Origin of the sequence: Blautia marasmi, from assembly GCF_900258535.1 — a bacterium.
Lineage (GTDB): Bacteria > Bacillota > Clostridia > Lachnospirales > Lachnospiraceae > Blautia > Blautia hominis.
On the sequence record NZ_OIWX01000001.1, the window covers coordinates 2,427,098 to 2,453,179 of the forward strand.

The following is a 26,082-nucleotide window of genomic DNA, read 5'->3' on the forward strand; positions in this document are numbered from 1 at the left end:
GCCCCGGTCAAGGCACCGGGCAGAACCGCCATCCAGCCTTTATGGCTGAATGGCTCAACTGCCCTGAAATTTCGGATGGTAACCGAAATTTCTCCTTGACCGGGGCCTCGTTTTGCCTAAGCAGGACTAAGCCCGCTCTGGTATGCCCGTGAAAGGGAACCGATGGGGCCTGCCCGCCCTCCCTTCACACATGCCTGGTTGTGGGGACCGGAAGGTCGGAATGTGGGGACGGAAGTGGGGAGGCTCCTGAGGGTCAGGAGCCGAAGAGTTCGTTTAGGAGGGTGGCTATGAAGGTGCGGGGGAGGAGGATTGGGATGGGGAGGTGGTGTTCCAGTTCTTTTTTTAGGGCGATGCTGTAGCCCATGCAGTCGGGGAGGATCAGGGATAGGTTTTCATTTTGCAGGGATTGGGCTTTTTCCTGCAGGAGGGAGCTTTTTAGGTAGGGGGAGAGGGCACGGACACGGACCTGGATGTCGCTCTCTGAAAACCAGCTTTGAGCCTGGGGGATCTGGGATTCGTCCGGGACCAGGAGGCCGATGGGACGGTCGTCCGCCAGTTTTTGCAGGAGGCTGTGAATGAGGGGCTGGGGGATGATCAGCATCCTTTCGTGGCGGAGTTTGGGGAATTTGCCGGTGCAGAGGAGGACGGTGGCCTGACAGCCGTCGGTTTCAGCACGGGTGATGCAGGACTGGACCAGGGGGAGGATGTGTTCCTCACCGATGATGACCTGGGAGGCGTCGCGCATACGGGTGACCAGTACGGAGCTGTCCGGGCCGGGGGCGAAGTTTTGGTTGATGTAGTCTTTGTCAAAGGGGTCCAGGGCACCGTATTCCTCAAGGGTTATGTTGGGAGCCAATAAAGGACAGATGTCCCCGGTAATATCGGTCCGGGGACTCTGTCCTATAGTGACGGCTCCTATTTTTATCTGGGTCCGGGATGCCGGAGTTTGAATTGTATCAGATTTTTTCATAGTGAGCACCTTGTCTTTTTCTGTTGTGGAGCCGTACTGGCTGCATAACAGTATTTTTTGTTCATGATGGCAGAAAGTCTGCCAAGTGGTCTTTTATTATTTGCCGAAGGTCTGGAAGACTTTCATTTCGCCGTAGAGTTCCAGAAGATGAGCGTATTCCTGTTCGTTGTAGAAGGAGATCTTGCCTTCCCCGTATCCTTTGGCTACCTCCACTGCAAATCTTGCTGCGGATTCAACATCCAGGGGATGGCTGGCGCCTGTGGCACAGCCGGCTACCGGCTGTTCGGTGGTGATGGCTACGCCTACAACCGGTGCGTCTGTAGCTGTTGCAGGCTGCAGGATGCTGTTTAAGTGGTGCAGGTCATTGCCGTAAGGGGTGATGTCCTGCTGGGAAACCGGGAATACGTGAGGCAGTTTTCCGGTCACGCGGGTCATAACGTCTAAGAGGTCATCGCTGACTTCCAGAATGTAGCCGCTCTTAATGGTGGGGGAAATGGCAAAGCCGTTGGTGTTGATGACTTTGTTGCCCTTTGTGGTGTCAATGGAAATAATGGCATCCATGCGGGGGTCCACTTCTTTTTCATTGTTGGTCTGCATGTCGATCGGAGAGTCCATAAATGGAACAGGGTAATGTTCCTGTGTAGGAGCATCCGGGCAGATGTGGGTGGCTACAAGAATGTCGCCTTTCAGCACATCGCCGTTTTTGTTCATCTCAGCAAGCTTCAGGCCTGCGGAGAGTGCTGCCAGGGCACCGTCGCCGTCGGAGACGAAGCCTGTCAGTTCCGGGCGTGCGCCCAGACCGCCCAGACGTCCAATAATGCCCAGAGTCGGGGTGCTGCCGCCGCTTGATCTGCCATCACTGCCTTTGATCAATACAGTGATGCAGTCTGTGCTGCCTTTTTCGCTGGTTACGGTTTCCACGGTCACTTCATGTGCGCCGCGCTCTTTTAATAACTCTGTGATCTGTTTTCCGTTTGCTGACGGTGTGTCAAGCATGTCAAATAATTCCAAAACCTGTCTTAAGATCATTACAAATTCCTCCCATAAATGTGCGTTTTTATCCAGTCTATAACAATGACTGTCGAAAATCAATAGGTTTTTTGCTTATTATGTCGAAAAAGGAGTTGCAATTTAAAGCACTAAAAGGTATAATACCTATAAAATTTGTCCCAGGTTATTTTTTGTTGAGGAAAAATTGATATAAATGGGGCAGATAAATAGCTTTATCCTAGTAAAGTGTTACAACGAAGCAGTAAAAGGAGGAAAATTATGAAAAGAAAGAGTTTAGCATTAGCTCTTGCCGCAGTGCTCTGCGTATCCTCCCTGACAGCGTGTGGAAGCTCAGGAAACGACAGCAAAAAAGACACGACTGATAAGGGAACCGAAGCAGGAACAGAATCCGGCGGCGAAACTGAACAGGTGGAAAAAGAACAGATTGAAGTGCCTGACGAACCTACCAAGGGAGGAACCCTTACCGTATCCTTATCCTCTTCACCGAGGAATCTGGACCCGGCGAAATATACAGGTTCTTATGAGGGCCAGGTGATCAACAACGTATGTGACAGAGTTGTTGAGTACAACAAAGATTTATCAGAGATCGTACCTTCACTGGCAGAGGACTGGACAGTCAGCGATGACGGACTTACATACGTGTTCAAGATCCGCCAGGGTGTAAAATTCCAGAAAGGTGAATACCAGGACGGACGTGAGATGACAGCAGAAGATATCGCTTACTCCTTAAACCGTTCCGCAAAAGATTCATCCCTGAATCGTCTGGATATGCTGGAGAACGCAGAAGTGACAGGTGACTGGGAAGTGACATGTACACTGGCTGAGCCTAACGCAGCGTTCCTGACAGCTCTTACCGACGCAGGAAACTCCATTGTCCCGAAAGAGGAAGTTGAGGGATGGGGAGATGATTTCGGTGCACATCTGGTAGGTACAGGCCCGTTTGCAATGGAGTCCTTTGAGCTTGACCAGCAGTCTGTACTGGTGAAAAACCCGGATTACTGGGTAGCAGAACCAAACCTGGACAAACTGGTATTCAAAGTGATCACAGATTCCAACCAGGCAGCCAATGCCCTGAAGACAGGTGAAATTGATATAGCATCCAGTATCACAGGTGAGGCAGTTAAGTCCGTACGTGACGACTCCAAACTGCAGTTAATGGAGATGCCGGGCCTGCATGTGGCTTACATTTACTTCAACCAGGTAAATGGACCTACAGCTGACAAAAAAGTAAGAGAAGCATTGATCAAGGCCATTAACGTGGAAGAAATGACAGCCAGTATCTACCAGTACGGGGAAGCAGTTCCGGCTAAATTATCTCTGCCGCCGGGATCCTGGGGATATGATGCATCCTGTGAAGAACTGGTACCGGATTATGATCCGGAAGGCGCTAAGAAGCTCCTTACAGAAGCAGGATATCCGGATGGATTTGAATGTGACCTTTATATTTCCAATACAGCATTACGTGAGAAAATGGCTACTCTGGTACAGGCATACTTAAAGACAAACCTGAATGTTACAGTAAACATCAACAAGAGCGAGTGGGGTACCTTCAGTGAGTCCGCAGCTTCAGGAAACGCTGATATGTACGGCATGTCCTGGACCTGGTATCCGGATCCTTACTTCTTCCTGAACAAGCTGTTCTCCAGCAAAGAGATCGGAGCTCTCGGCAATGGACAGGGATTCTCCAACGCAGAAGTTGATCAGCTGCTTGACGACGCATTGAAAGCGACAGACCAGAACGAACGTGCAGAAATGTATAAAAAAGCACTGAGGATCGTGACAGAAGAACTGCCGGGTATCTTCTACTCTAACGAGAATGTTATCCACGGCCTGAATCCGGAAGTACAGGATTTTGTACAGAAGGCAGACAACCAGATGTTCTTTGTGACACCGTGGACAAATGTCTGGAAAGTACAGTAATCAGTTAAGTTAAGAGTAAATGAGGTTGCAGGGGGTATTGCTGTTCGCGATGCCCCCTGCTTGTCAGATTAAAATGAAAAGGGCGGTAGAAATTCGTGTTAAAAACCATTTTGAAGAGAATCTTACAAAGTATTCCAACCCTCTTGATCGTAGTGACGGTAACCTTTATTCTGACCAGAATGATTCCAGGTAACCCAGCCCGAAGCTTACTCGGGCCTCAGGCATCTCCGGACGCTATTGAGGAACTGGAAGAGGAGATGGGACTGAATAAGAGTAAGGGAGAACAGTATGTGGATTATATGTTCAATGTCCTGAAAGGGGATTTCGGAAAATCCTATGTATACAACAAATCGGTGACAAGCCTGATCGCGGAGAGGATTCCGAATACACTTGTCATCACCCTTACAAGTCTTGTAATTGCATTGATCATCGGACTTGCCATAGGTGTTTTTTCTGCACTGCACCAGTATTCTATCCTGGATTATGTGTTCATGATCCTGGCTCTGGTGGGTGTGTCTATGCCTATCTTCTGGTTAGGTATGATGCTGGTTATGACGTTCAGCGTAAATCTGGGCTGGTTCCCGGCTCTGGGTATGGGTGATATGAGTCAGGGACTGGGGAATTTTATCAGCCATATGATCCTGCCCTGTTTCTGTCTGGCAACAATACCTACAGCTACATTTGCAAGGATCACCCGTTCCAGTATGCTGGAAGTTGTGAATAATGACTCTATAAAATCCCTCCGTGCAAGAGGTATCAAAGAGAGCGTAGTCATCTGGAAGCATGCACTGAAAAATGCACTGCCGCCAATCGTTACGGTTCTGGGTCTTCAGCTTGCCCAGGCATTTACCGGGGCTATCCTGACAGAGAGTATTTTCTCCTGGCCGGGAATGGGCACCATGATCGTAAGTGCCATTGACAACCGTGATTATCAGCTTATCCAGGGAACCGTCCTGTTCATTGCAGTGGTGTTCGTTGTGGTCAATTTGCTGGTGGACGTGGTCTACATGCTGATCAACCCGAGAGTAAGCTACGAAAGCGGAAAAGGAGGAAACTAAATGAGCGCACAGAATACAGAAGCTTTAGGCGTAAAAGCTCAGGAGGACATGCTGAAAAAAGAGCGCCGGGCCAATAATGTCTGGAATAAACTGAAAAGAAATAAGACTGCTATGATCGGTCTTTTCATCGTGCTGTTTATGGTGTTCATTGCCATTTTCGCTCCCATCATAACAAATGTGGACCCGGATGAGATACATCCTCTGGACACCTTTCTGACTCCGGGGCAGAACGGTCATATCTTCGGAACAGATGAGTTCGGAAGGGACCTGTTTGCCAGGGTACTCTATGGTTCACGTGTCTCCATCATCGTTGCAGTGGGCGGCACCATTGTTGCAGGTATCATCGGGATCCTGCTGGGGCTGGTAGCCGGTTACATGGGCGGATTTATGGATGCTTTTATCATGCGTATTATGGATGGCCTTCTGGCTTTCCCGTTTGTCCTGCTGTCTATTATCCTGATGACAGTCCTGGGGCCGGGAATTGTCAACGTGATCATAGCCATCGGTGTGGGTAATGTGCCCAGTTTTGCCAGGGTTGTGCGCGGTGAAGTGCATATTGTGAAAAATGAAGAATATTGTAACGCGGGAAGAGTTATCGGTGTTTCCAATATGAGAATGCTGTTTTCACACATTCTGCCGAACATCCTCTCCCCGGTTATCGTTTACGCCACACTGGGCGTTGCAGGTGCCATTATTTCTGAGGCTGCCCTGAGCTTTTTAGGACTTGGTATCTCCACACCGACTTCATCTTGGGGAAGTATCCTGCGCCAGGGTAAGGACTGCCTGAACACGGCTCCTCATGTAGCCATGATCTCCGGTCTGTTCATCCTTGTCACAGTTCTTGGATTTAACCTTCTCGGTGATGGTATCCGTGACGTACTTGACCCGAAGATGAAGAAATAAGCAGGAGGTGCCAGATGAGCGATTTTAAAGAGAGAGTACAAAAGAGGGTGGAGGAGATTCTGCCTGAGTTGATCGGACTTTCCAACACGGTTTGGGAACATCCGGAATATAATTTTAATGAATTTCATGCCTGCAGATCCATGTCTGAACTTCTTAAGAAATTCGGATTTCAGGTGACAACAGGTGTGGGCGGTGTTGAAACTTCCGTGAGAGCTGTGTATGACACAGGAAAGGAAGGACCAAATATCGGTATTTTCGGCGAATTTGACGCGGTTCCGGGAATGGGACATTCCTGCGGACATAATCTGATGTGTGCTATGGCAGTTGGAGCAGGCGAAGCGGTCCATTCTGTCATTGATGAGATTGGCGGTAAAGTCACCGTATTCGGAACCCCTGCAGAGGAAGGCGGCGGCGGAAAGATCATTATGCTCAACAACGGTGCCTTTAAGGGGCTGGATATTGCCATGATCCTTCACTCTGCCAGCGATACGGTGGTGAATGATATCTCTTATTCCAGGACAGATGTGATCGTGGATTACTATGGAAAAACATCCCACGCAGCCACATGGCCGGAGGAGGGGATCAGTGCCCTGAATCCTGTGCTGGACCTGTTCCAGATCGTAAATTCCATGCGTCTGGAGCTGGCTGACAAAGGCAAGATCCTTGGTGTCATCTCCAAAGGAGGAGAGGAGCCGATCTATATACCGGATCACTGTCAGGCCAAGTTTACCATTCGTTCCTTCAGCATGAAGTATAAGCTGGAGCTGCTGGAGCGTTTCAAGAAAATCTGTGAGCACGTAGCTGCCATTACCAATACGAGACTGGAGTTTTCTTTTGACGGACTTTCCTATGAGGACATCCGCAACAACCAGTCCCTGGAAAATGCCCTGGAAAAGAATTTTACAGATCTGGGTGAGATTGTGAAGCCCAGGGAGAAAGCGCTGGGCATCGGCTGTACGGATATGGGAAATGTGACCCATGAGATACCGGGACTGCAGTCTTACGTGCTGGTAGTGCCGGAGACCAGAGGCCATACAAAAGAGTTTGAGGACGCCTGCTACAGCGAAGCCGGACACAAGACCATTGCAGTAGGTTCCAAAGCCATGGCTATGACGGCCGTGGATGTTCTGACAGATCCGGAGCTTTTGGAGGCGATCAGAAGAGACTTTAAGGAAATGAAGGAAAAATACGAATAGATGAGGAGTTATTATGAGTGATACCTTACTGACAGTAAAAGATTTAAAGACTTATTTTTTCCTTGCAAGCGGCGTGTCAAAAGCAGTGGATGGTGTCAGTTTTGAGTTGAAAAAGGGAGAGACCATGGGAATTGTGGGAGAATCCGGCTCAGGCAAGAGCGTAAGCTCCTCCTCCATTATACGTCTGCTTCCGCCGCGTACCGGAAAAATCGTAGGCGGCGAGATCGACTTTGACGGCAAAGATGTGCTGAAGCTTACCAAGAAAGAGCTTTTGGACTTCCGCGGCAAGGATATAGCGGTTATTTTCCAGGACCCCATGACAAGCCTGGACCCGGTATTTAAGATCGGAAACCAGATGGTTGAGATGATCTGCGCCCATCAGGATGTGGATAAGAAGACAGCCTGGAATATGGCAGTGGAAGCGCTGAAAAAGGTAGGGATCCCCCAGCCGGAAAAACGTATGGAGGCATATCCGTATGAGTTGTCCGGCGGTATGTGCCAGCGTGTTATCATAGCTATGGCAGTATGCTGTAAGCCCAAACTGGTCATTGCCGATGAACCGACAACCGCTCTTGACGTTACCGTTCAGGCCCAGGTGCTGGCACTTCTGCAGGAACTGCAGGACGAGTATAATACGTCTATCCTGCTGATCACCCATAACCTGGGTGTTGTGTGGGAAATGTGCGATACCGTTATGGTGCTCTATGCGGGCAATACGGTTGAGTATGCGACTACCAAAGAGCTGTATTCCAAACCTATGCATCCGTATACCTGGGGGCTTTTGGATTCCATGCCAAAGCTCTCTGATGAGAATAAAGGGATTCTGAACACCATACCCGGTACACCGCCTGACCTGCGTTTGACAGGAAAATGCTGTAACTTTTACAACCGCTGTCCTTATGTGACAGACAAATGCAGGGATGAAGTTCCGCCTCTGGTAGAAGTGGAGCCGGGACATTTTGTAGCCTGTCACAGGCAGAATCTGGAGAATAAATTAGTCAGAGGGGAAGTGAACGAAGAAAATGAAGGATGAGAAGAAAGTTCTTATGAAGGTCAGGAACCTGACCAAGGAATTTAAGATCAAAGCCAGCAAATTCGGTGAGCAGCCCCAGGTTCTCCATGCAGTAAACGATGTTTCCGTGGATATCTATGAGGGTGAGACATTGGGTATTATCGGTGAATCAGGATGCGGTAAATCCACATTTGGAAAAACTCTCATCCAGCTTCATAAGGCCACTTCCGGAAGTGTGGAGTACAACGGCAGGGATATTTTTTCCTTACAGGGAAAGGAACTGAAGGACTTAAAGAGGGATATCCAGATGGTATTCCAGGATCCATACTCCTCCCTTGACCCCAGAAAAACAGCAGCAAAGATCATCGCTGAACCTTTGGTGGTGCACAAACTGGAGCCTGACAAGAAGAAAAGAGATGACAAAGTGCTGGGACTCATGCGTGAGGTTGGCCTTGACGTACAGCATGTGAACCGTTTCCCTCATGAGTTTTCAGGGGGACAGAGACAGCGTATCAATGTTGCCCGGGCGCTTGCCCTGAATCCCAAGCTGATCATCTGTGATGAGCCGGTATCCGCGCTGGACGTATCCATCCAGGCGCAGGTACTGAACCTGTTTAACCGTCTGCAGAAGGAGTATAACCTGACTTATGTATTTATCTCCCATGACCTGGGCGTTATCAAACATGTAAGTGACAGGATCGCGATCATGTATCTGGGCAGGATCGTGGAGCTGTGTGATGCGGATAAGCTGTATGATAATCCGCTTCATCCATACACAAAGGCACTGCTGTCCGCGATCCCAACGGAATCTCCTTTTGTAAAGAAAGAGAGAATCATCTTAAAAGGGGATATTCCCAGTCCTATCGGGGACCAGACAGGCTGTCCGCTGGCAGGAAGATGTCCGCAGTGCATGGAGCGCTGCCGTAAAGAAATGCCTAAGCTTATGAAGCAGGAGGAGGGGCATCAGGTGGCCTGTTTCCTGTATGATGAGAAATAAAAAATAACGGCTGCCGCCGGGTGCTGCAAAATGCATATCCGGCGGCTGTGTATTTATTCTATTAAGAAAGTGTGAGCGAAAATGAGTAATGTGACAAGAGAAGAAATCCTGAAACTGGCTGAGAGTCAGACAGAAGACTTTATTAAACTGGTATCTGATCTGATCAGGATCCCAAGTGAAAATCCTACCGGAACCCAGAGGGAAGTGGTGGATTTTGTTAAGAATTATCTGAAGGAGGCTGGCATTGCCAGTGAGGAAGTTGCGGCACATCCTGATTTCCCCTGTGTACTTGCAAAGATCGGTAAAGAGGATGGATTCAGTGTTATCTTAAACGGTCATGTGGACGTTGTCCCGGCCGGTGACAGAGAGCAGTGGGAGTTTGACCCGTTCTCCGGGGAAGTGACAGACAAACTGATCCTGGGAAGAGGAACTTCCGATATGAAAGCCGGCGTAGCCGGGCTTCTGTTCGCCATGAAGATCCTCACAGAGTCAAAAGCAGAGTTGAACGGCAATATCCGTCTCCACATTGTTTCCGATGAGGAGAGCGGCGGGGAATACGGTTCCAGATGGCTGTGTGACAATGGGTATGCCAAGGATGCGAATGCCTGCCTGATCGCAGAGCCAACATCAAACAATACCATCGAGATCGGCCAGAAAGGCGGCCTGACTTTGATCATGAAAGCCAACGGTAAATCCGCACATGGAAGTCTGGGCGGATTTAAAGGGGAAAATGCCATCATTAAGCTTTCCAAGGTACTGGATAAGCTGCAGGGCCTGACAAAGATCGAAGGCCATTTTAAGGACAGCCAGGCTCATGCACTGGAGAATTCCAAGCTCATTGCACAGCAGGAGATTGGTGAACCGGGAATCGGTGAGGTTATCAGCCATGTTTCCGCCAATGTTGGTGTGATCCAGGGCGGAACACGTCCCAATATGGTGCCGGATTACTGTGAGGCGATTGTGGATGTACGTCTTCCGATCGGTGTGGACCATGAGGAGATTGAGGAGATGGTGCGCACCATAATCCGTGAGAGCGGTGAGACAGGCATTGAGTACGAAGCGCAGTGGAAGAGCGAAGGCAACTACACAGACGAGGATGCAGCGATCGTGCAGACCGTGAAGAAGAATGCAGAGGCGCTGTGGGGCATTGATGTGATCCCCGCTTACCAGTGGGCATCCAGTGATGCAAGAGAGTACCGCGCACAGGGTATTCCTACCATTCAGTACGGCCCTTCTAATACAGAGGGTATTCACTCTTATAATGAAAATGTGGATATTGAGGATGCAGTGAATGCGGGCAGGATTTATATTCTGTCACTGTGTGATCTGATGGGGATTGAGTAAGAGTATAAAGAAGGATATAGAAGACCGGAAGAGAGATGTGGAATCTTTCTTCTGGTTTTTTTGTGCAATATTACAGATTGCCTATGCTCTGTGTGAGCGTTATAATATAAAGACGGATAGCCGTGTTGCAGGGTGGGCTGGCCTCTATTCTTTAGAATGGGGGTGATGCTATGAAAAATCATTTCGATTTTCAGGATATAATGACCTTTGGTCTGTTCCTTTTGGCGTTGCTTACATTCATTTTTATGTTTTGTAAGTAAGTCTACATAGAAAAACCACCCTGAAACTTTGACCGGTGGACGGGTGGTCTTTCTACTCATTATAACGGTCAACTCACCTTGTGGGCGGCTATCCCTTTATATTTTTAATATACCACCTGTTTGCAAAATTGTAAAGAGTAAGTTTGCAAAAAATGTTTATCCGGGAAAATGGTCAAACATCTTCCGAAACTGCGACGGCGTACAGTTATTGATCTGCTTAAAGGTCCTGTTAAAGGACGGCAGGCTGGAGAACCCGGATTGGAGGGCTACATCCATAATGGAAAGTTCCGGATTCTCCAGCAGCTCCGTTGCGCGTGATACCCGCAGGGATGTAATATATTCCGGCAGGGACATCTGGTAGTACTCCTTGAAGATCCTGGAGAAATGATACTTGCTGAAACCGGCAAAGGCTGCCAGCTCCTCCAGGCTTATCTGTTCTGTATAATGTTCTTTTATGTATTCTGTAACCCCATCAAATTTTCTGTCATAAGCTTTCTGCTGAGGCGTCTTCTGAGCGGAAAGTGAATTTTCAATCTGATAATTATGTTCCCCTATCACAATAAAAAAATGAAGCAGTTCTTCATACATACGCATTTCCTTAAAGCTGATATCACTGTAAAACAAACCCTTGATCTTTATAAGGATATCCAGTGGGTTGTCTGTAAATGATACCGTATCCGTCACATCAATGACAGGCTGGCAGCAGAGGAGCTGCCTGTGGGTGATAAAATCATGAAGCTGGGGCAGCAGCATGTTGGAAAACTGCAGGACCAGGCAGGGTGCCGTGCTGTTTTTAGTCAGTGCGTGCAGGCTGCGGGGCGGTATGATCACCAGTTGGTTTTCTGTGAGCGGATATGTTTCATTTCCAAGGGTGACAGCCATATCGTTGGACAGCGGCGCAACGATTTCCATAAAACTATGCCAATGCATAGGAAAATGTGAGTAGTAATGCCCAAATGATACATTAATGGACATATCATGCTCAAAGTACATTGGTTCTGACAAATCTGCCTTAATCATAATGAATTACTCCTTTGATTTAATGGTAAAAAGCATAATAATATATTGCATATGACAAATGAATCGACAAAATTTAACAAAGTAAGACAAAAAACATCTATACTGGATATTATAAGTTAAATATTGCGATAAATAAATGTATAAAATGCACAAAAATTATGCTGTAAAAATGTAAATATGTGCCAATGGCATATTAATAATTTGCACTTGCTCAAAATATAAGGCAATAAATGGATTATATATAGCAATTATTTAATAGAAAATCCTTTATTGCGATGCTATAGTAAATATATCAAAACCGAAGCGCGTGTAGGTAAGAGCAAGACATAATCATGACAGAAAATAAATGAGTGCAGAACAGAAAGGAAAATAAAATGGGAATTATTGATGGAAAGACCATTTGCCAGGTGGCATTGGTGGTAAAGGACCTGGACAAAACGGTAGAAGAGTATGCAAAACTGTTCGGGGTTCCAAAGCCGGAGGCATTCCGTGTGCCGGAAGAATCTGTGGCACATACACAGTTTAAGGGGGTGCCCAGCAAGACAAGGGCCAGACTGGCGGTTTTCGATTTGGGACAGGTGGTTCTGGAGATTACGGAACCCGATGAGGAGCCCAGTTCCTGGAAAGATTTCTTGGAAAAGAACGGAGACGGTATCCACCACATTGCATTTATGACAGACGACAGGGATGCGGCAGTAAGATACTTTGAGGAAAATGATATGCCGGTCCGCCATTACGGGGAATACGAGGGCGGAAACTACACAGTATTTGACAGCAAGGAAAAACTGGGGACATTTGTACAGGTAAAATACGAACCGAAAAAGTAACGGTACGCAGGTCTGCGTATTCACTGCGCAGACCGTGTGAATGCATTCCGCAGCCAAGCGAAAATCCCGGCGCAGCGGGTCTGCATGGATTTTCACTTGTGACTGTGAGGGGTACGGAACAGTTACCCGAAAGATAAGGTGAATGGGGTAACACTGGAAAGGAGAAACGTATGAAGAAAAAATTAGCAGCAGCATTATTAACGTTATCTATGGCAGCAGGTACACTGGCCGGATGCGGCGATTCAGCAAGTACATCGGCGGACGGAGGAACACAGCAGCCGGAGGAAAAGACAGAACTGAGCGACGAGGCAAAGAAAGCACAGGAATCTGTGAAGACGAATGCGGAAGAACTGAAAGCATTGGGGCTTGAGGTGGAAGATACAGATTTGACCGGAGAATTTACATACTGGTCTGCGTTTACGGGGGATTCTCAGGTGTGGGACCAGAGCCGTGTAGATGCATTCAACGAATTATATAAAGATAAAGGCATTAAGTGTAACGTACAGTTTGTACCGGACGGAGCAGGTATCAACAACGGAAAACTGCTGTCAGCCATTGCGGGCGGTCAGGCACCGGATCTGGTTATCTGTGACAATGCGGTTTCTGCTTATTCCTACGCGGCAAACGGGAGTTTTGAAATGCTGGAGCCGTATCTGGAGCAGGTAGACCTGAATGTGGACAGCTTTTTCAATGGGTGTAAGGATGTTATATATTATAAGGATGAACCGTATCTGATCCCTCAGGACACCAATGTCATGCTGCTGTATTACAATCCAGATATCGCGAAAGAGGCCGGGCTGGATCCGGAGAATCCGCCAAAAACATTAGAAGAACTGGATCAGTGGGCAGAGGCCATGACCATTCAGAAGGATGACGGGACATATGAAAGATTTGGTCTTATCCCATGGCTGGACTTAAAAGATGACGCTTTTACACTTCCATTTTTCTTTGGTGCAGACGTATATGATTCTGAGACCAACAAACTGAATCTGACATCCCCGGAAGTGGTTTCCTGTATGGAATGGCTGCAGTCCTACGGACAGAAATATGACCCGGAGAGAATCCAGTCCTTTACCTCAGGACTTGGCGGAATGTTTTCACCGGACCATGCATTTATGACAGGTAAGGTAGGCATGACCATCACCGGAAACTGGTTCTCCAATGCACTGCGTGTATATGCACCGGATGTAAATTATAAAGCCTGCGCGGTACCGGTGCCGGAGGGCGGACGGGCTAACAGCACTACGTTCCAGACCAATGTATTTGCAATACCGAAGGGCTCAGAGAATCCCGAACTGGCTGCACTGTTCATTAAATTCTGTATGTCAGGTGCCGTTAATGAGGACAACTTTGCACAGTGGAGAAGTATCCCTACAAGTGACGCGGAGTTTGACAACGTCAGCCTGACAAAAGAGGGCGATGAAATGTATCTGATGGAGAGGGAACTTGCCAACTCACCGGAAAACGGAATACCTGCATTGTGTTCCTGCTCGGCTGAATTGTCCAAAGCATTTGTAACCTTCAGGGAAGGTGTGATTTACGGAAACATCACGGATATTCAGGGAGAACTTCAGAAACTTCAGGATAAATATCAGGCAGAACTTGATAAAGCAGAGTAAGGTCATCTGCGGTTTTTATGGAATACTCTGTGCGGCGCATACGTGCCGCACAGAGAGTTTCATCAGAATGAAAGGAGATTCAAAATGGCAAAACCGGATGGGAAGAGGAAACACAGAAAAGGCCCCAGTCTGGAAGTGATACTTTTATATGCATTTTTGATTGTTTTGGCTATTCTGTTCGTTCTGCCGATATTTTATCTGTTTATGGGATCTTTTAAGGCAGAGAGTGAACTGTTCAGGACGCCGTTTAAATGGCTGCCTGATAAATTCAGGCTGGATAACTTTGTGAATATGTTTTCATCAATTCCCTTTTTTAAGTACTTGAAAAATACAATGATCATTGTGATCTGTAATATTGTCGGTTCTCTTTTATCCTGCTCCCTGGTGGCATACGGATTTTCCAGACTGCGCTGGCCGGGACGTGATAAAGTATTCATTTTAGTACTCATTACCATGATCCTTCCGTATCAGGTAACGCTGGTGCCCCTGTTTCTTATGTTTACCAAGATGAAATGGATCGGGACTTTTCTTCCCCTTACCGTTACCTGCTTTTTCGGGAACCCGTTCTTTATCTTCCTGCTGCGCCAGTTTTTTACAGGGATCCCACAGGACATTTCGGAAGCTGCCCGTATTGACGGGGCCGGAGAATTTACTATCTTCTCAAAGCTGGTTATCCCAATGGCTAAACCTGCGTTGACTACGGTTGCTATTTTTGCATTTATACGATCCTGGAATGATTTCTTAGGACCGCTGGTATTCTTGGGGAAAGATGAACTGTACACACTGTCTTTGGCGGCTTCTATGCTGAAATCCAATCTGGATCCGAACTGGAGTATGCTGTTGGCGCTGGGAGCAGTTATGATCCTGCCGGTATTGATCCTGTTCTTTGTTATGCAGAAGTATTTCATCCAGGGTATTGCCATGTCAGGAATTAAGGGGTAGGAGGGGAAAACAATGAAAAAAATGAATATGAGAAAAAAAGAGGCCATTCATGGGCTGCTGTTTGTTTCCCCGTGGATAATCGGTTTTCTGGTATTTACCTTATTTCCGATCTGTTCCTCCCTGTATTATTCCCTGTGTGACTACCAGGTGATCAAAGATCCTGTCTTTATCGGACTTGACAATTACAAAATGCTGTTTCAGGATAAAACGTTTCTGAAGGCAATGAGTAATACCGTTTATATGATCATTTTTGGAGTCCCTATCACTACATTTATTGCAGTGGCGGTCTCTATTATAATGAATAACAAGAAGTTAAAATACACCGGACCGTTCCGGGTGGCATTTTTTATCCCTACGCTGGTGCCCACAGTGGTGGCATGTCTGCTTTGGATATGGGTCATGCAGCCGGAGACCGGTATTATCAACCGCCTTCTCAGTTATATTGGGATCCAGGGGCCGGGATGGCTTTCCAGCATGTTCTGGTCTAAGCCTGCGCTAATCATTATGATGGTGTGGACCTGCGGCAATGCCATTATTATTTATCTGGCAGGTCTGCAGGATATACCTGACAGTCTATACGAATCCGCAGCTTTAGATGGCGCGGGATTTTTCAGACAGACTTTGTCTGTGACCATTCCGCTTCTGCGCTCTACGATCCTTTATAATGTGGTGACATTGATCATTGCGGTGTTCCAGTGGTTCGCAGAGCCGTACATTATGACAAACGGAGGCCCGGACAATCAGACCATGTTCTATTCCCTGTATCTGTATCAGAATGCATTCTCTTACTTTAAGATGGGATACGCATCCGCTATGGCCTGGATCCTGCTGCTGATCGCGCTGGCAATTATTTTGGTACTTTTCAAGGTCTTCCGGTTCGGGGAGTCAGATTATTAGGAGGAAGTATGATTGGATTAGTGACCGGCGCCAACCGGGGGTTGGGCTATGAGATGGTAAAAGAAGGACTGCTTAGGGGCCACACCATGCTGGCCGGATGCAGGAAAGGCGCAGATGAAGCGTACGCCCGTGATCTGCTGGAGCTGAAAACAAAGTATCCGGACAGCCTTTTGATTCTGGAGATGGATGTAACCGATGAAGAGATGGTAAAAGGTGCGGCAGAGCGGCTGCGTCAGAAGTACGGGCACATAGATTTTCTTGTAAACAACGCGGGAGTGCTGTTTGAAAAAATGGTAATGCCGGGTGATGCTGTGGCTGACTTAAATGTGGATATGTTCAGAAAGACTTTGGATGTGAACGTGACAGGTACGGCTATTGTTCTGAAATATTTTATCGGTCTGCTGTATGCATCTGAGGATGCATGTATCATGAATATCACGTCCGAGGCAGGACATTTAACGCCTCAGGGCTACAATTATCTGGCATACTCAGTATCAAAACATGCTGCCAATATGTATACGCAGAAAATACGGAACTATCTGGCAGAGGAGAAGGCAGACAGACATATGCGGATCTATATGATCCATCCGGGCCGCATGGATACTATTATGGGAAAAGAGAATGCCCAGATCCCGCCTTCGGAATCAGCCATAGGGCTGTTTGACATTCTGGACAGGAAAAAACAGATACCTGATATGGATGTTCCTTTTATCAACTACAGAGGGGAGCCAATGCCATACTGAGGGGTGAGGAAATAATCTGCTATTTGATCCCGGGACGATAGGCAGGCCCGGAACACATATGGAAATGCAATGAGGAATCAGATATGAGAAATGTAAATGTTGGAATACTGGGGTGCGGAGTCATCAGTAATACTTATATCCGGGATATCAAACGTTTTTATCCCTCCCTGCATCTGGCAGCCTGTGCGGATGTGAATGTGGAGCTGGCAAAGAGCCATGCGGAGAAGTACCAGATACCGTCAGGGTGTTCCGTGGAGGAAATGCTTGCCATGGAAGAGGTGGAACTGGTGGTGAACCTGACGCCTCCTCAGTTTCACATGGAATTGAATAAGAAGATACTGCAGGCAGGAAAACATGTATTCTGTGAAAAGCCATTTGCCCCCACCGCTGCCCAGGCCAGGCAGGTTATGGATCTGGCGGATGAGAAGGGGCTTCTTGTGGGAAGCGCGCCGGACACCTTCCTGGGATCTTCTCTGCAGACATGCAGAAAGATCCTGGATGACGGGTGGATCGGAAAGCCTCTCTATGTAACTGCCAATATGATGTCAAACGGTGTGGAGACCTGGCATCCGGCACCTGCCAATTTTTACAGGCAGGGGGCAGGGCCGCTGTATGACATGGGTCCGTACTATTTCACGGCACTGGCAGCGCTGCTGGGTCCGGTGAAAAGGGTCAGCGCTTTTTCCGGTACGGGATTTCCGGTGCGGAAGGTTTACACAGGCCCTCTGAAAGGGCAGGAGGTTCCGGTTGAGACACCCACTCATTATTCGGGAACCGCAGAACTGGCCTCGGGTGTGATCGTGAGCATGAATATCAGTTTTGATATCTGGCATTCCAATCTGCCCATGTTTGAAATATATGGGACAGACGGGACGCTGGAGGTGCCGGACCCCAATATGTCCGGCGGGCGGCCAAGGATTTACAGGAAGGAAAGAACCCTGGATGTACTGTATGATGACAGCCGGGAGACAAAGGAAAAGCAGGACACGAGTGTGGAACTGCCTGAACTGTATCCCCATATAGGCGATTACACCAGGGGCATCGGCGTTCTGGACTTGGCCTGTGCCATAGATGAGAAAAGGAAGCCAAGGGTTAATGCAGAGATGGCCTGCCATGTGATTGAAGCCATCACGGGTATGATGGAATCAGCACAGGACAAGAAAGTATATGAAATGAAAACTACCTGCGAAAAACCGGAGCCTATAAAAACAGGCACGCCAGCAGGCAGAATATAAAAACAACAAAAAGGAAAAGTGAGGTAAAGAGTATGAGTGCAGTAGTCGGTACAGATTTAGTTTGCCAGGTTGGGTTTATTGTGAAGGATATCAATGCCACAAAGAAGAAATGGGCGGAATTTTTAGGTGTGGAAGAGCCGGAAGCAGCTCTCTGCGGGGAATATGAGACAACGCAGACAGAATTTAAAGGCCAGCCGGCACCGGAGGCCAACAGTTACCTGGCATTTTTTGATGTAGGCCCGGGTCTCCAGCTTGAACTGATCCAGCCAAATGAGGCACCCTCCACATGGAGAAATTACCTGAATGAACATGGAGAGGGCATTCACCATGTGGCATTCAACATAAAGGGAATGAAAATGCCGGAAGCAGTAAAACGCTGTGAGGACTTCGGCATGGTGCTGGAGCAGAAGGGTGAGTACGGCGATGCCAGCGGAAGATATACCTACATGAATGCTTATAAAGACCTGAAATGTATTGTGGAACTGCTGGAGAGCGACAGATAGCAGGAGGATATGCGGATGAGACTGGGATTATCCAGCCCTCTGGAGCACAAAAGCCCACGGGAATGGGCTGGGAAGATGCACCGGATGGGATGTACTTCAGTTAATTTCCCTGTGGATCATACCTGTGATGAAGAGCTTCTGGGGGAATATGTAAAGGCAGCTCATGAATATGGATTGACCATCGCAGAGGTGGGCGCCTGGTGTAATCCGATCTCCCCGGATGCCAAAGTCAGGGAGGCCGCTCTTATTAGGTGTATTGAGCAGTTAAAGCTGGCTGATAAGATCGGCGCCAGATGCTGTGTCAATGTCTCCGGTTCCAGAGGAGAGCGATGGGACGGCCCTTATAAAGAAAATTTGACACAGGAAACCTGGGATATGGTGGTGGATAGCATACAGCAGATCATTGATGCTGCCGATCCGAAAAAAACTTATTATACCATTGAACCCATGCCTTGGATGTGTCCTATGGGGCCGGATGAGTATGTAAAGCTGATCCATGATGTGGACAGGGAGCGGTTCGCCGTGCATATGGATGTGTTCAATTGGATCACGACCCCGGAGAGATATTTTTATCATGAGGAGTTTATGGAAGAGTGTTTTAGCAAACTCGGTCCTTATATCAGGAGCTGCCACCTGAAAGATGTGGTCCTTTTACAGGAATTTACCATGCAGTTTAGGGAGACAGCCTGCGGGAAGGGAACCCTGAATTTGGAAAAATACGCAGAGCTTGCCGGCAGGACAGACCCGGATATGCCGCTGATCATTGAACATCTGGACGGTGATGCGGCTTACTTGGAAAGCCTGGATTATGTAAAACAGCGTTTTGGACGGGCAGGCATCACAATATAAAAGCAGACAGCCGGAGCGAATGCAGGGAGATCCTGCCGCTCCGGTTTATTCATAACAATGGAAAGTTCGCGGAGCGTGCTTTCTGTTGTTTTGTCCTGATCCATTTTATAGTTGTTGAAAACAAGGGATTTTTAGCTTAATATGAATATATAGATCAACATTAGTAACAATTCAGACAGGTCTGCGCATTTACTGCGCTGAGCGTATGAAAAAGTAGTGCCGGCAGGCATGCAGCCCATGGCGAAGCGATTTTTAATGGCTGGATGCGTAACGGTTCAGCTTGTCTGAACTGTTACCAACATACTGTCTGCAGAATTGGATTTGCAGGGCTGTGGATAGTAAGATACCATCATGCAGAGGAGGATTTTTTTATGGGATTTCAGGATGACTTTTTATGGGGGACAGCAACCGCTTCTTATCAGATAGAGGGCGGTGCTTTTGAGGACGGCAGAGGTTACACGGTATGGGATGATTTCTGCAGGACACCCGGCAAAGTATTTTCCATGCACAACGGGGACGTGGCCTGTGACCATTATCACCGTTACAAAGAAGATGTAAAAATGATGGCAGACATGGGGATCCGGGCATATCGTTTCTCTATTGCCTGGTCCAGGATTTTTCCTGAGGGAAGAGGGGAGATCAACCGGAGCGGTATAGATTTCTACAATGCTCTGATCGATGAACTTCTGAAATACAATATTAAACCGTGTCTGACGCTGTTTCACTGGGATCTGCCCTTTGCCCTGCACCGTCTGGGAGGCTGGCAGAACCCTGAGATCGTGGACTGGTTTGCAGAGTATGCGGCTGTGGCGGCAAAAGCATTTGGGGACAGGGTTAAATTTTTTATGACCTTCAATGAGCCTCAGTGCTTCGTGGGGCTGGGACACGTGAGCGGAGAACATGCACCCGGCAATATTATGTCCCGCCGCAGCGTGCTGGAAATGGCCCATCATGTGATGATGGCACACGGAAAAGCAGTGCAGGCTATCAGAAGCTTGGTACCGGACGCACAGATTGGATATGCGCCAACCTCCAATCCGGTAATTCCGGCAGCGGATACGCCGGAGGATATTGAGGCTGCTAGAAAAGCATATTTTGCCGTGGAGGACAAGCCGGATTATATGTGGTCCGTAAGCTGGTGGAGCGACCCGGTCATGCTGGGCAGATATCCGGAGGACGGGCTGAAGCTGTTTGAAAAGGATTTGCCGGACTTTAAACCGGATGACCTGAAACTGATGCATCAGCCCCTGGATTTTTACGGGCAGAATATTTACAACGGATATAAGGTGAAAAGTGACGGAAAAGGAGGCTGGGAGGCTGTGGAACGCCCTGTAGGGTATCCAAGGACAGGCAACGGATGGCCTGTGGTTCCGGAATCTCTCTATTGGGGGCCGCGGTTCCTCTATGAACGGTATCAGAAACCTATTGTTATCACGGAGAACGGCTGCTGCTGTGCGGATACGGTGTCTCTGGACGGAAAAGTCCATGACCCGGGCCGGATAGATTTTTATCACAGATATCTGCGGGAGCTTGGCCGGGCTGTTGAGGACGGGGTGAAAGTGGATGGCTATTTTGCCTGGTCCGTGCTTGATAACTTTGAGTGGGCAAAAGGCTATTCAGACAGGTTCGGTATGGTCTATGTGGATTTTGAGACGCAGGAACGCATCCTGAAGGATTCTGCACACTGGTATGCGGAAGTTATCAGAAATAATGGAGCAGATCTGTAGACATAAGAGGGATTGGAACCGCTTGGCGGGTCCGGGTATCTACGTTGTTCCCGGTTTTCTGTACTTTGAGTTAAGGCAGTTGTGATTTTAAAGCAGTGTGATATAGTGAGACCAACGTAACTATTTATCAAATCCGCAGATTTACGGCGGTAAGGAGGAATCACTATGAAAAGAAAGATAATGGTAACTGTGCTGAGCGCTGCCGTCATGCTTGCGTTTGCAGGCTGTTCCGGAAATGACAAGGATACAGGGGACAAAGGCGCTGAGAAGAAGACGGAGGATACACAGGAGGAGGCCGGTGTCCAGGAGAAGGCCGGTACCCAGGAGAAGGAATCCGGGGCAGCAGGTGAGAGCAGCTCGAATCTTCTGACTACGGCTGAGACGCTTGTAAAAGATTTGATCGAAGGCAATACAGATAACATAAAAGGAAATTATGAGTATACAGAACAGATGAAGTCCGCAGTGGAAAGCGGCCAGTTCCAGGCAGCTTTTCAGGCGGCGCTGGAAGCAGTGGGAGAGCTGAAAGAGGTTCAGCCCGCGTGGGAAGGGGAGCCCCAGTCCGGGTATGACGTGGTACAGGTCCCCTGTGATTTTGCCGTACAGCCCATCAATCTGACCATATCTTTTCTGGAGGGCAAAATAGGAGGCGTTACCACTTCTGTGTATCAGGAAAGCAAAGAAGAGGTCTCCATACCGGAAAATGTGACGGAGACGGATATGGATCTGAGTATAGCAGAGGGGCGTACACTGCCGGGGACTTTTGCAGTACCTAAGAATCTGAAGGAATACCCGGCTGTGGTATTTGTGCATGGTTCCGGCAGCGGTGACAGAAATGAGGCTTACGGTCAGCTAAAACCGTTTCAGGATTTAGCCTGGGGCCTGGCGAAGCAGGGGATCGCCTCCTATCGTTATGACAAGATATCCTATGTGTATGGAAAAGAGATAGCCGAGGATAAGGATTTTACAGTCTATGACGAAACGGTCAATGATGCGGTTGCCGCTGTTAAAATGCTGCGTGAGCAGGAGGGCGTTTCAAAGGTATACGTGGTGGGACACAGCCAGGGGGCTCAGATGATGGGCGCAATTGCACGTGAGGCCAAGCCGGACGGATGTGTCATGATGGCAGGTCCCGCCAGAGGGTTTGCGGAGACGCTGGAGCGTCAGTACACGTTTCTTCAGAGCCTGAATCCCAATCCGTCAGAGCAGGAGAAGGCTGTGTATGAACAAGGCTTTGCTGCAGTGGAACAGATGAAAAATATAGATTCCCTCTCCGAAGATGAAAAGATCATGGGTCAGGATCTCACGTATATAAAAAGCCTGCTGGATTACGATGCCGTGAAGGAAGCAGAGGATATGACCATGCCGGTGCTTGTCCTTCAGGGCGAGGAGGATTATCAGGTGACTATGGATGATTTCCGGATATGGAAAGACAACTATGAGGGGAAAGACAACTGGCAGTTTGTGTCATTCCCCGGACTGAGCCATATGTTCATGGAAGGCAGATATGAGGACGGCCCGGCCAGTTATCAGGGGGTAAAGCATATCCCTGATGAGGTGACAGATACAATTGCCGGATTTATTAACGGATAAAGAGGTTATTAACGGATAAAGAGGTATTCCTATTTTGCAGACAATCATCGTAGTGCCGGTGATTGTCTGCATTTTTTATGAGAAGTTTTTGGACAGGACCAACGCTGTGTGCAGGATATGGGCGGACTTATGTTTTGTGTGGTTACTTTCACTTGACAGGCTAGTGTATACTAGCTATAATGAAAGAAAAAAGGCTAGTGTTTACTAGCTGAAGGCGCCGATGACCCAGACAGAGAAAGGTATGGAAAAGATTATGGAGAGATTACAATTGGAGCAGTATCTTAGCCGCGGAGTGGAAAATATTATAAAAGGAATGAAAAAAGCATCATTCACAAATCCGAGATCAGCCATGTACCTGCTGAAATATGCTAAGGCAGCCGGACGGGCGGCAGGAAAGCGCAGGCAGGCGGAGCAGAACGGGAAACATGTGCCCCCTTTCCTGATCGCCAGCATAACCAGCCAGTGCAATCTTCACTGCAAAGGGTGTTACGCCCGGGCAAATCACACCTGCGGCAGTGAGGCAGTTCGGATAGGGATGCGTGCCGAACAGTGGGATGATATCTTTGCCCAGGCCGAGGACATGGGAGTAGGCTTTATCCTGCTGGCCGGAGGTGAGCCTCTGATGAGACCGGATGTACTGAAAAAGGCAGGAATGCGAAAAAATATCTTGTTCCCTGTTTTCACTAATGGTACTATGATTAATAATGATACATTGCCCCGCTGCGCGGAAGGGGAAGCAGTCTCTGAGGTGCCTGATAAAGGAGAGGCAGACAGAGGTACATATCTGCAGCTTTTTATGGATAACAGGAATCTGCTGCCGGTTCTCAGTATGGAAGGCGACAGGCAGAGGACAGATGCCAGGCGAGGCAGCGGGATTTATGACGGTTTAATACAGACCATGGAGGATCTGAGGGGCCGGGATATCTTATATGGGGTATCGGTAACCGTGACCAAAGAGAATATGGAGGAGGTTACTGCAGATGCATTTCTTAGGAAGCTTTCTCTTCTGGGCTGTAAAGCTGTGATCTATGTGGAATACGTGCCGGCAGACAGGGCAACAAGGAATCTGGCGCCGGATGATGGGGACAGGGAATATCTGGCAGACAGGCTGGAGATATTGCGGGAAATGCAGGGAGATATGCTCCTTATTTCGTTTCCCGGGGATGAGAGGGCATCGGGCGGATGTCTTGCTGCGGGGAGGGGATTTTTTCATATCAATGCCAGCGGCGGGGCGGAGCCTTGTCCGTTCTCCCCTTATTCCGATACCAGTCTGCAGGAGACCAGCCTCAGGGATGCTATGGATTCCCCTCTGTTTTGCAGGCTGAGGGAGGACGGCAGTCTCACGGAGATGCATACCGGCGGCTGTGCCTTGTTTGAGCAGGAAAAGAAAGTGAAGGATTACCTGAAAGGGATAGAATGAGTTATGTCAACTAAAGAGCGGATCGTGGAGGAGGCCCTGACACTTTTTTCAAGCAGGGGATACCAGGGCACCAGCGTGAAAAACATTGCGGAGGCAGTGGGGATCAAGGACAGCTCCCTCTACAAACATTTTAAGAGCAAAAAAGAGATCTTTGAGACTATTGTGGAGGAAATGGCAAGAAGGATGGAGGCAATGAGCCATACCTTCGGCCTGCCGGATGACACTTCCATGGAGGAGGCCGCAATTGCATACGGCGGGATAACCGAGAATGAGCTGGTGGAGCTGAGCAAAAAAGTTTTTTTGTTTTACCTACAGGACCCCTTTGCAGGGAGGTTCCGCAGAATGCTGACCATAGAACAGTACCGGGATCAAGAGATCGCAGCGGTTTACCGGAAGATTTATATGGAGGACAGTATCCGTTACCAGACGGTCTTATTCGGTGAGATGATACGTCAAGGCGTTTTTTCAGGGACGGATGCCAGGGCTATGGCAGTGAATTTCTACGCGCCTATATTTTTTCTCCTGAATAAATACGACGGCGGGGACAGTAATGTGGAGGATGGACTTGAGGAACTGGAACGGCAGGTCAGGGAATTTGTCCGTATTTACCAAAAATAAAAGAGGGCGTATCTGCAGAAGGCTGGCCTGCAGTCCGATATTTTAGCCGGGATAGCCCAAGGTGTGCGTGATATAGCGTTTGATCGTATGATATGGAACTGTAGAAATTAAGAGACGGCAGATTGATCAACAGCCCGGCATATTTAATTTACAGGCTGTTTTCGGAGGATGAATGAGCAGATTATGGGCAGAATAAAAAGGAAAAGACGGAGACCGTGGCCGCAGATGATCGTGGGAGCCCTGATCGGCGGAGCATGCGGGTACTTTGGTATGATGTTTGTGGAGAGAATGCACGGGGGGAAGGTTAGTACTGAGGAAATTGTGGCAGGCCTTGTGTGGATGATCCTGTGCCTTTATGTAGCAGCATTTCTGCAAGTTATTGTACATGAAGGGGGACATCTGGTCTGCGGGCTTCTAAGTGGATACAAATTTTCTTCCTTCCGCGTAGGAAAAGTGATTCTGGTTAAGAAAAGAGACGGGATTAAGCGGGGGCGGTATTCCCTTATGGGAACAGGGGGACAGTGCCTTCTGGCACCGCCGGATTTGGTGAATGGAAGTATGCCCTATATGTTGTACAACCTGGGAGGAAGTCTTTTTAATCTGCTGTTTGCCGGGGCCTCAATGGTTATCTGTTTTGCGATAGACGGACACGGGTATCTGCAGATCCTGTTTATGGCATTTGTTATCGTAGGTGTCTTTTTAGCGCTGATGAATGGAATACCTATGCAGCTTGGCGGGGTGGATAATGATGGATACAATGCGCTCCATCTGGGGAAGGATAAAGAGGCAGTGTGCTGTCTGTGGCTGCAGTTAAAGATAAATGAGCAGTTTACATTGGGCGTACGCTTAAAGGATATGCCGCAGGAGTGGTTTGAACCTGCGCCGGAAGAGCTGTGGGATAATGCTCTGTGTGCAGCAACCGGTGTGTTTGCCGTCAGCCGTAATATTGACAGGGTGGACTTTCCGGCAGCACTGGAAATAGGGGAAAGGGTGCTGGAGCATGCTTCCGGTCTTATAGGAATCCAGAAATCCATGCTGGAGGCGGAAATGATATTCTGCAGGCTTATGCTGAATGGTCCGGGGGAAGAAGTGCGCAGAGAGTATGAGAAGGCCGGTGTTCAGGAGTTTTTGAAGCGCTCCTCATCCATGCCGTCCGTGCTGCGTATTCAATACGCCTATGAGCTGATTCAGAATCAGGATGGGGAAGCAGCACAGAAATGGCTGAAACTGTTTGAGAGAGCGGAAAAGAACTATCCCTTTGACGGCGATATTGCCAGTGAGAGGGAGTTGATATCCTATGTGGACCATTTGTAACGGTTCGGTACCTTTGCAGTAACTAAAGTTTACATAACACGAAAGAAAAATGAAAGGCTGGGCATACTGACAGCAGACGGATTACTGGTGTTGGCCTGTGGGAAAGG

General features: G+C 48.3%; 23 protein-coding genes. 20 read left to right on the forward strand and 3 right to left on the reverse strand.

Features of this window, described 5'->3' with window-relative positions:
* Positions 1 to 253 precede the first annotated feature (253 nt).
* Positions 254 to 970 (reverse strand): AroM family protein, encoded by a 717-nt coding sequence (locus C6P39_RS10500; protein ID WP_104803758.1) that lies wholly within the window; start codon positions 968 to 970, stop codon positions 254 to 256.
* A gap of 96 nt (positions 971 to 1,066) precedes the next feature.
* Positions 1,067 to 1,999, reverse strand: a complete 933-nt coding sequence (locus C6P39_RS10505) for a DUF1177 domain-containing protein (protein ID WP_095175014.1) — start codon at positions 1,997 to 1,999, stop codon at positions 1,067 to 1,069.
* Positions 2,000 to 2,239: 240 nt separating this feature from the next.
* Between C6P39_RS10505 and C6P39_RS10510 the strand changes: the two genes are divergently transcribed.
* The 7 genes from C6P39_RS10510 to C6P39_RS10540 all read left to right on the forward strand — a co-directional run bounded on the left by C6P39_RS10510 (position 2,240) and on the right by C6P39_RS10540 (position 10,411).
* The gene (locus C6P39_RS10510) at positions 2,240 to 3,901 is read left to right on the forward strand and encodes an ABC transporter substrate-binding protein (RefSeq protein ID WP_095175013.1); all 1,662 of its coding nucleotides are present in this window, start codon (positions 2,240 to 2,242) and stop codon (positions 3,899 to 3,901) included.
* 95 nt (positions 3,902 to 3,996) lie between these two features.
* Entirely contained in the window at positions 3,997 to 4,959 is a 963-nt protein-coding gene (locus C6P39_RS10515; RefSeq protein WP_065543601.1) for an ABC transporter permease, read from the forward strand.
* Positions 4,960 to 5,862 (forward strand): ABC transporter permease, encoded by a 903-nt coding sequence (locus tag C6P39_RS10520; RefSeq protein ID WP_065543600.1) that lies wholly within the window; start codon positions 4,960 to 4,962, stop codon positions 5,860 to 5,862.
* Between the two features lie 14 nt (positions 5,863 to 5,876).
* Positions 5,877 to 7,058 carry a M20 family metallopeptidase gene (locus C6P39_RS10525; protein ID WP_095175012.1) on the forward strand — a complete coding sequence of 394 codons (1,182 nt, stop codon included), beginning with the start codon at positions 5,877 to 5,879 and terminating at the stop codon, positions 7,056 to 7,058.
* Positions 7,059 to 7,071: 13 nt separating this feature from the next.
* Positions 7,072 to 8,091, forward strand: a complete 1,020-nt coding sequence (locus C6P39_RS10530) for an ABC transporter ATP-binding protein (protein ID WP_095175011.1) — start codon at positions 7,072 to 7,074, stop codon at positions 8,089 to 8,091.
* Positions 8,081 to 9,067, forward strand: coding sequence for an ABC transporter ATP-binding protein (locus C6P39_RS10535; RefSeq protein ID WP_095175010.1), 987 nt, complete (start codon positions 8,081 to 8,083; stop codon positions 9,065 to 9,067). Before C6P39_RS10530 ends, C6P39_RS10535 begins: the two co-directional genes overlap by 11 nt.
* A gap of 81 nt (positions 9,068 to 9,148) precedes the next feature.
* The gene (locus C6P39_RS10540) at positions 9,149 to 10,411 is read left to right on the forward strand and encodes a M20 family metallopeptidase (protein ID WP_207657124.1); all 1,263 of its coding nucleotides are present in this window, start codon (positions 9,149 to 9,151) and stop codon (positions 10,409 to 10,411) included.
* Positions 10,412 to 10,827: 416 nt separating this feature from the next.
* Here the strand turns inward: C6P39_RS10540 and C6P39_RS10545 are convergent, their stop codons facing one another.
* On the reverse strand, positions 10,828 to 11,691 hold the full coding sequence (locus C6P39_RS10545) for an AraC family transcriptional regulator (RefSeq protein WP_095175009.1): 864 nt from the start codon (positions 11,689 to 11,691) through the stop codon (positions 10,828 to 10,830).
* 374 nt (positions 11,692 to 12,065) lie between these two features.
* On the opposite strand from C6P39_RS10545, the gene C6P39_RS10550 reads away from it, so the two are divergent.
* The 13 genes from C6P39_RS10550 (at position 12,066) to C6P39_RS10610 (ending at position 25,975) form a co-directional block, all read left to right on the forward strand.
* A complete protein-coding gene (locus C6P39_RS10550) occupies positions 12,066 to 12,518 on the forward strand; it encodes a VOC family protein (protein ID WP_104803759.1) in 453 nt (150 codons plus the stop codon).
* Positions 12,519 to 12,688: 170 nt separating this feature from the next.
* The gene (locus tag C6P39_RS10555; protein ID WP_095175007.1) at positions 12,689 to 14,137 is read left to right on the forward strand and encodes an extracellular solute-binding protein; all 1,449 of its coding nucleotides are present in this window, start codon (positions 12,689 to 12,691) and stop codon (positions 14,135 to 14,137) included.
* An 84-nt stretch (positions 14,138 to 14,221) separates the two neighbouring features.
* Positions 14,222 to 15,079, forward strand: coding sequence for a carbohydrate ABC transporter permease (locus tag C6P39_RS10560; protein ID WP_095175006.1), 858 nt, complete (start codon positions 14,222 to 14,224; stop codon positions 15,077 to 15,079).
* Between the two features lie 12 nt (positions 15,080 to 15,091).
* Entirely contained in the window at positions 15,092 to 15,976 is an 885-nt protein-coding gene (locus tag C6P39_RS10565; protein WP_095175005.1) for a carbohydrate ABC transporter permease, read from the forward strand.
* Between the two features lie 8 nt (positions 15,977 to 15,984).
* Positions 15,985 to 16,719: an SDR family NAD(P)-dependent oxidoreductase gene (locus C6P39_RS10570; RefSeq protein ID WP_104803760.1), complete on the forward strand. Its 735-nt coding sequence runs from the start codon at positions 15,985 to 15,987 to the stop codon at positions 16,717 to 16,719.
* Positions 16,720 to 16,802: 83 nt separating this feature from the next.
* Positions 16,803 to 17,954, forward strand: a complete 1,152-nt coding sequence (locus tag C6P39_RS10575; protein ID WP_104803761.1) for a Gfo/Idh/MocA family protein — start codon at positions 16,803 to 16,805, stop codon at positions 17,952 to 17,954.
* Positions 17,955 to 17,986: 32 nt separating this feature from the next.
* Positions 17,987 to 18,457: a VOC family protein gene (locus C6P39_RS10580; protein ID WP_095175002.1), complete on the forward strand. Its 471-nt coding sequence runs from the start codon at positions 17,987 to 17,989 to the stop codon at positions 18,455 to 18,457.
* 15 nt (positions 18,458 to 18,472) lie between these two features.
* On the forward strand, positions 18,473 to 19,306 hold the full coding sequence (locus C6P39_RS10585; RefSeq protein WP_104803762.1) for a sugar phosphate isomerase/epimerase family protein: 834 nt from the start codon (positions 18,473 to 18,475) through the stop codon (positions 19,304 to 19,306).
* 371 nt (positions 19,307 to 19,677) lie between these two features.
* The gene (locus C6P39_RS10590; protein WP_104803763.1) at positions 19,678 to 21,033 is read left to right on the forward strand and encodes a GH1 family beta-glucosidase; all 1,356 of its coding nucleotides are present in this window, start codon (positions 19,678 to 19,680) and stop codon (positions 21,031 to 21,033) included.
* A gap of 165 nt (positions 21,034 to 21,198) precedes the next feature.
* Positions 21,199 to 22,623, forward strand: coding sequence for an alpha/beta hydrolase (locus C6P39_RS10595; RefSeq protein WP_104803764.1), 1,425 nt, complete (start codon positions 21,199 to 21,201; stop codon positions 22,621 to 22,623).
* A gap of 241 nt (positions 22,624 to 22,864) precedes the next feature.
* Positions 22,865 to 24,043 carry a radical SAM/SPASM domain-containing protein gene (locus tag C6P39_RS10600; protein ID WP_330407063.1) on the forward strand — a complete coding sequence of 393 codons (1,179 nt, stop codon included), beginning with the start codon at positions 22,865 to 22,867 and terminating at the stop codon, positions 24,041 to 24,043.
* A gap of 3 nt (positions 24,044 to 24,046) precedes the next feature.
* Entirely contained in the window at positions 24,047 to 24,661 is a 615-nt protein-coding gene (locus C6P39_RS10605; RefSeq protein WP_104803765.1) for a TetR/AcrR family transcriptional regulator, read from the forward strand.
* A 183-nt stretch (positions 24,662 to 24,844) separates the two neighbouring features.
* Positions 24,845 to 25,975, forward strand: coding sequence for a hypothetical protein (locus C6P39_RS10610; protein ID WP_158661526.1), 1,131 nt, complete (start codon positions 24,845 to 24,847; stop codon positions 25,973 to 25,975).
* The last annotated feature ends 107 nt before the right edge of the window (positions 25,976 to 26,082 follow it).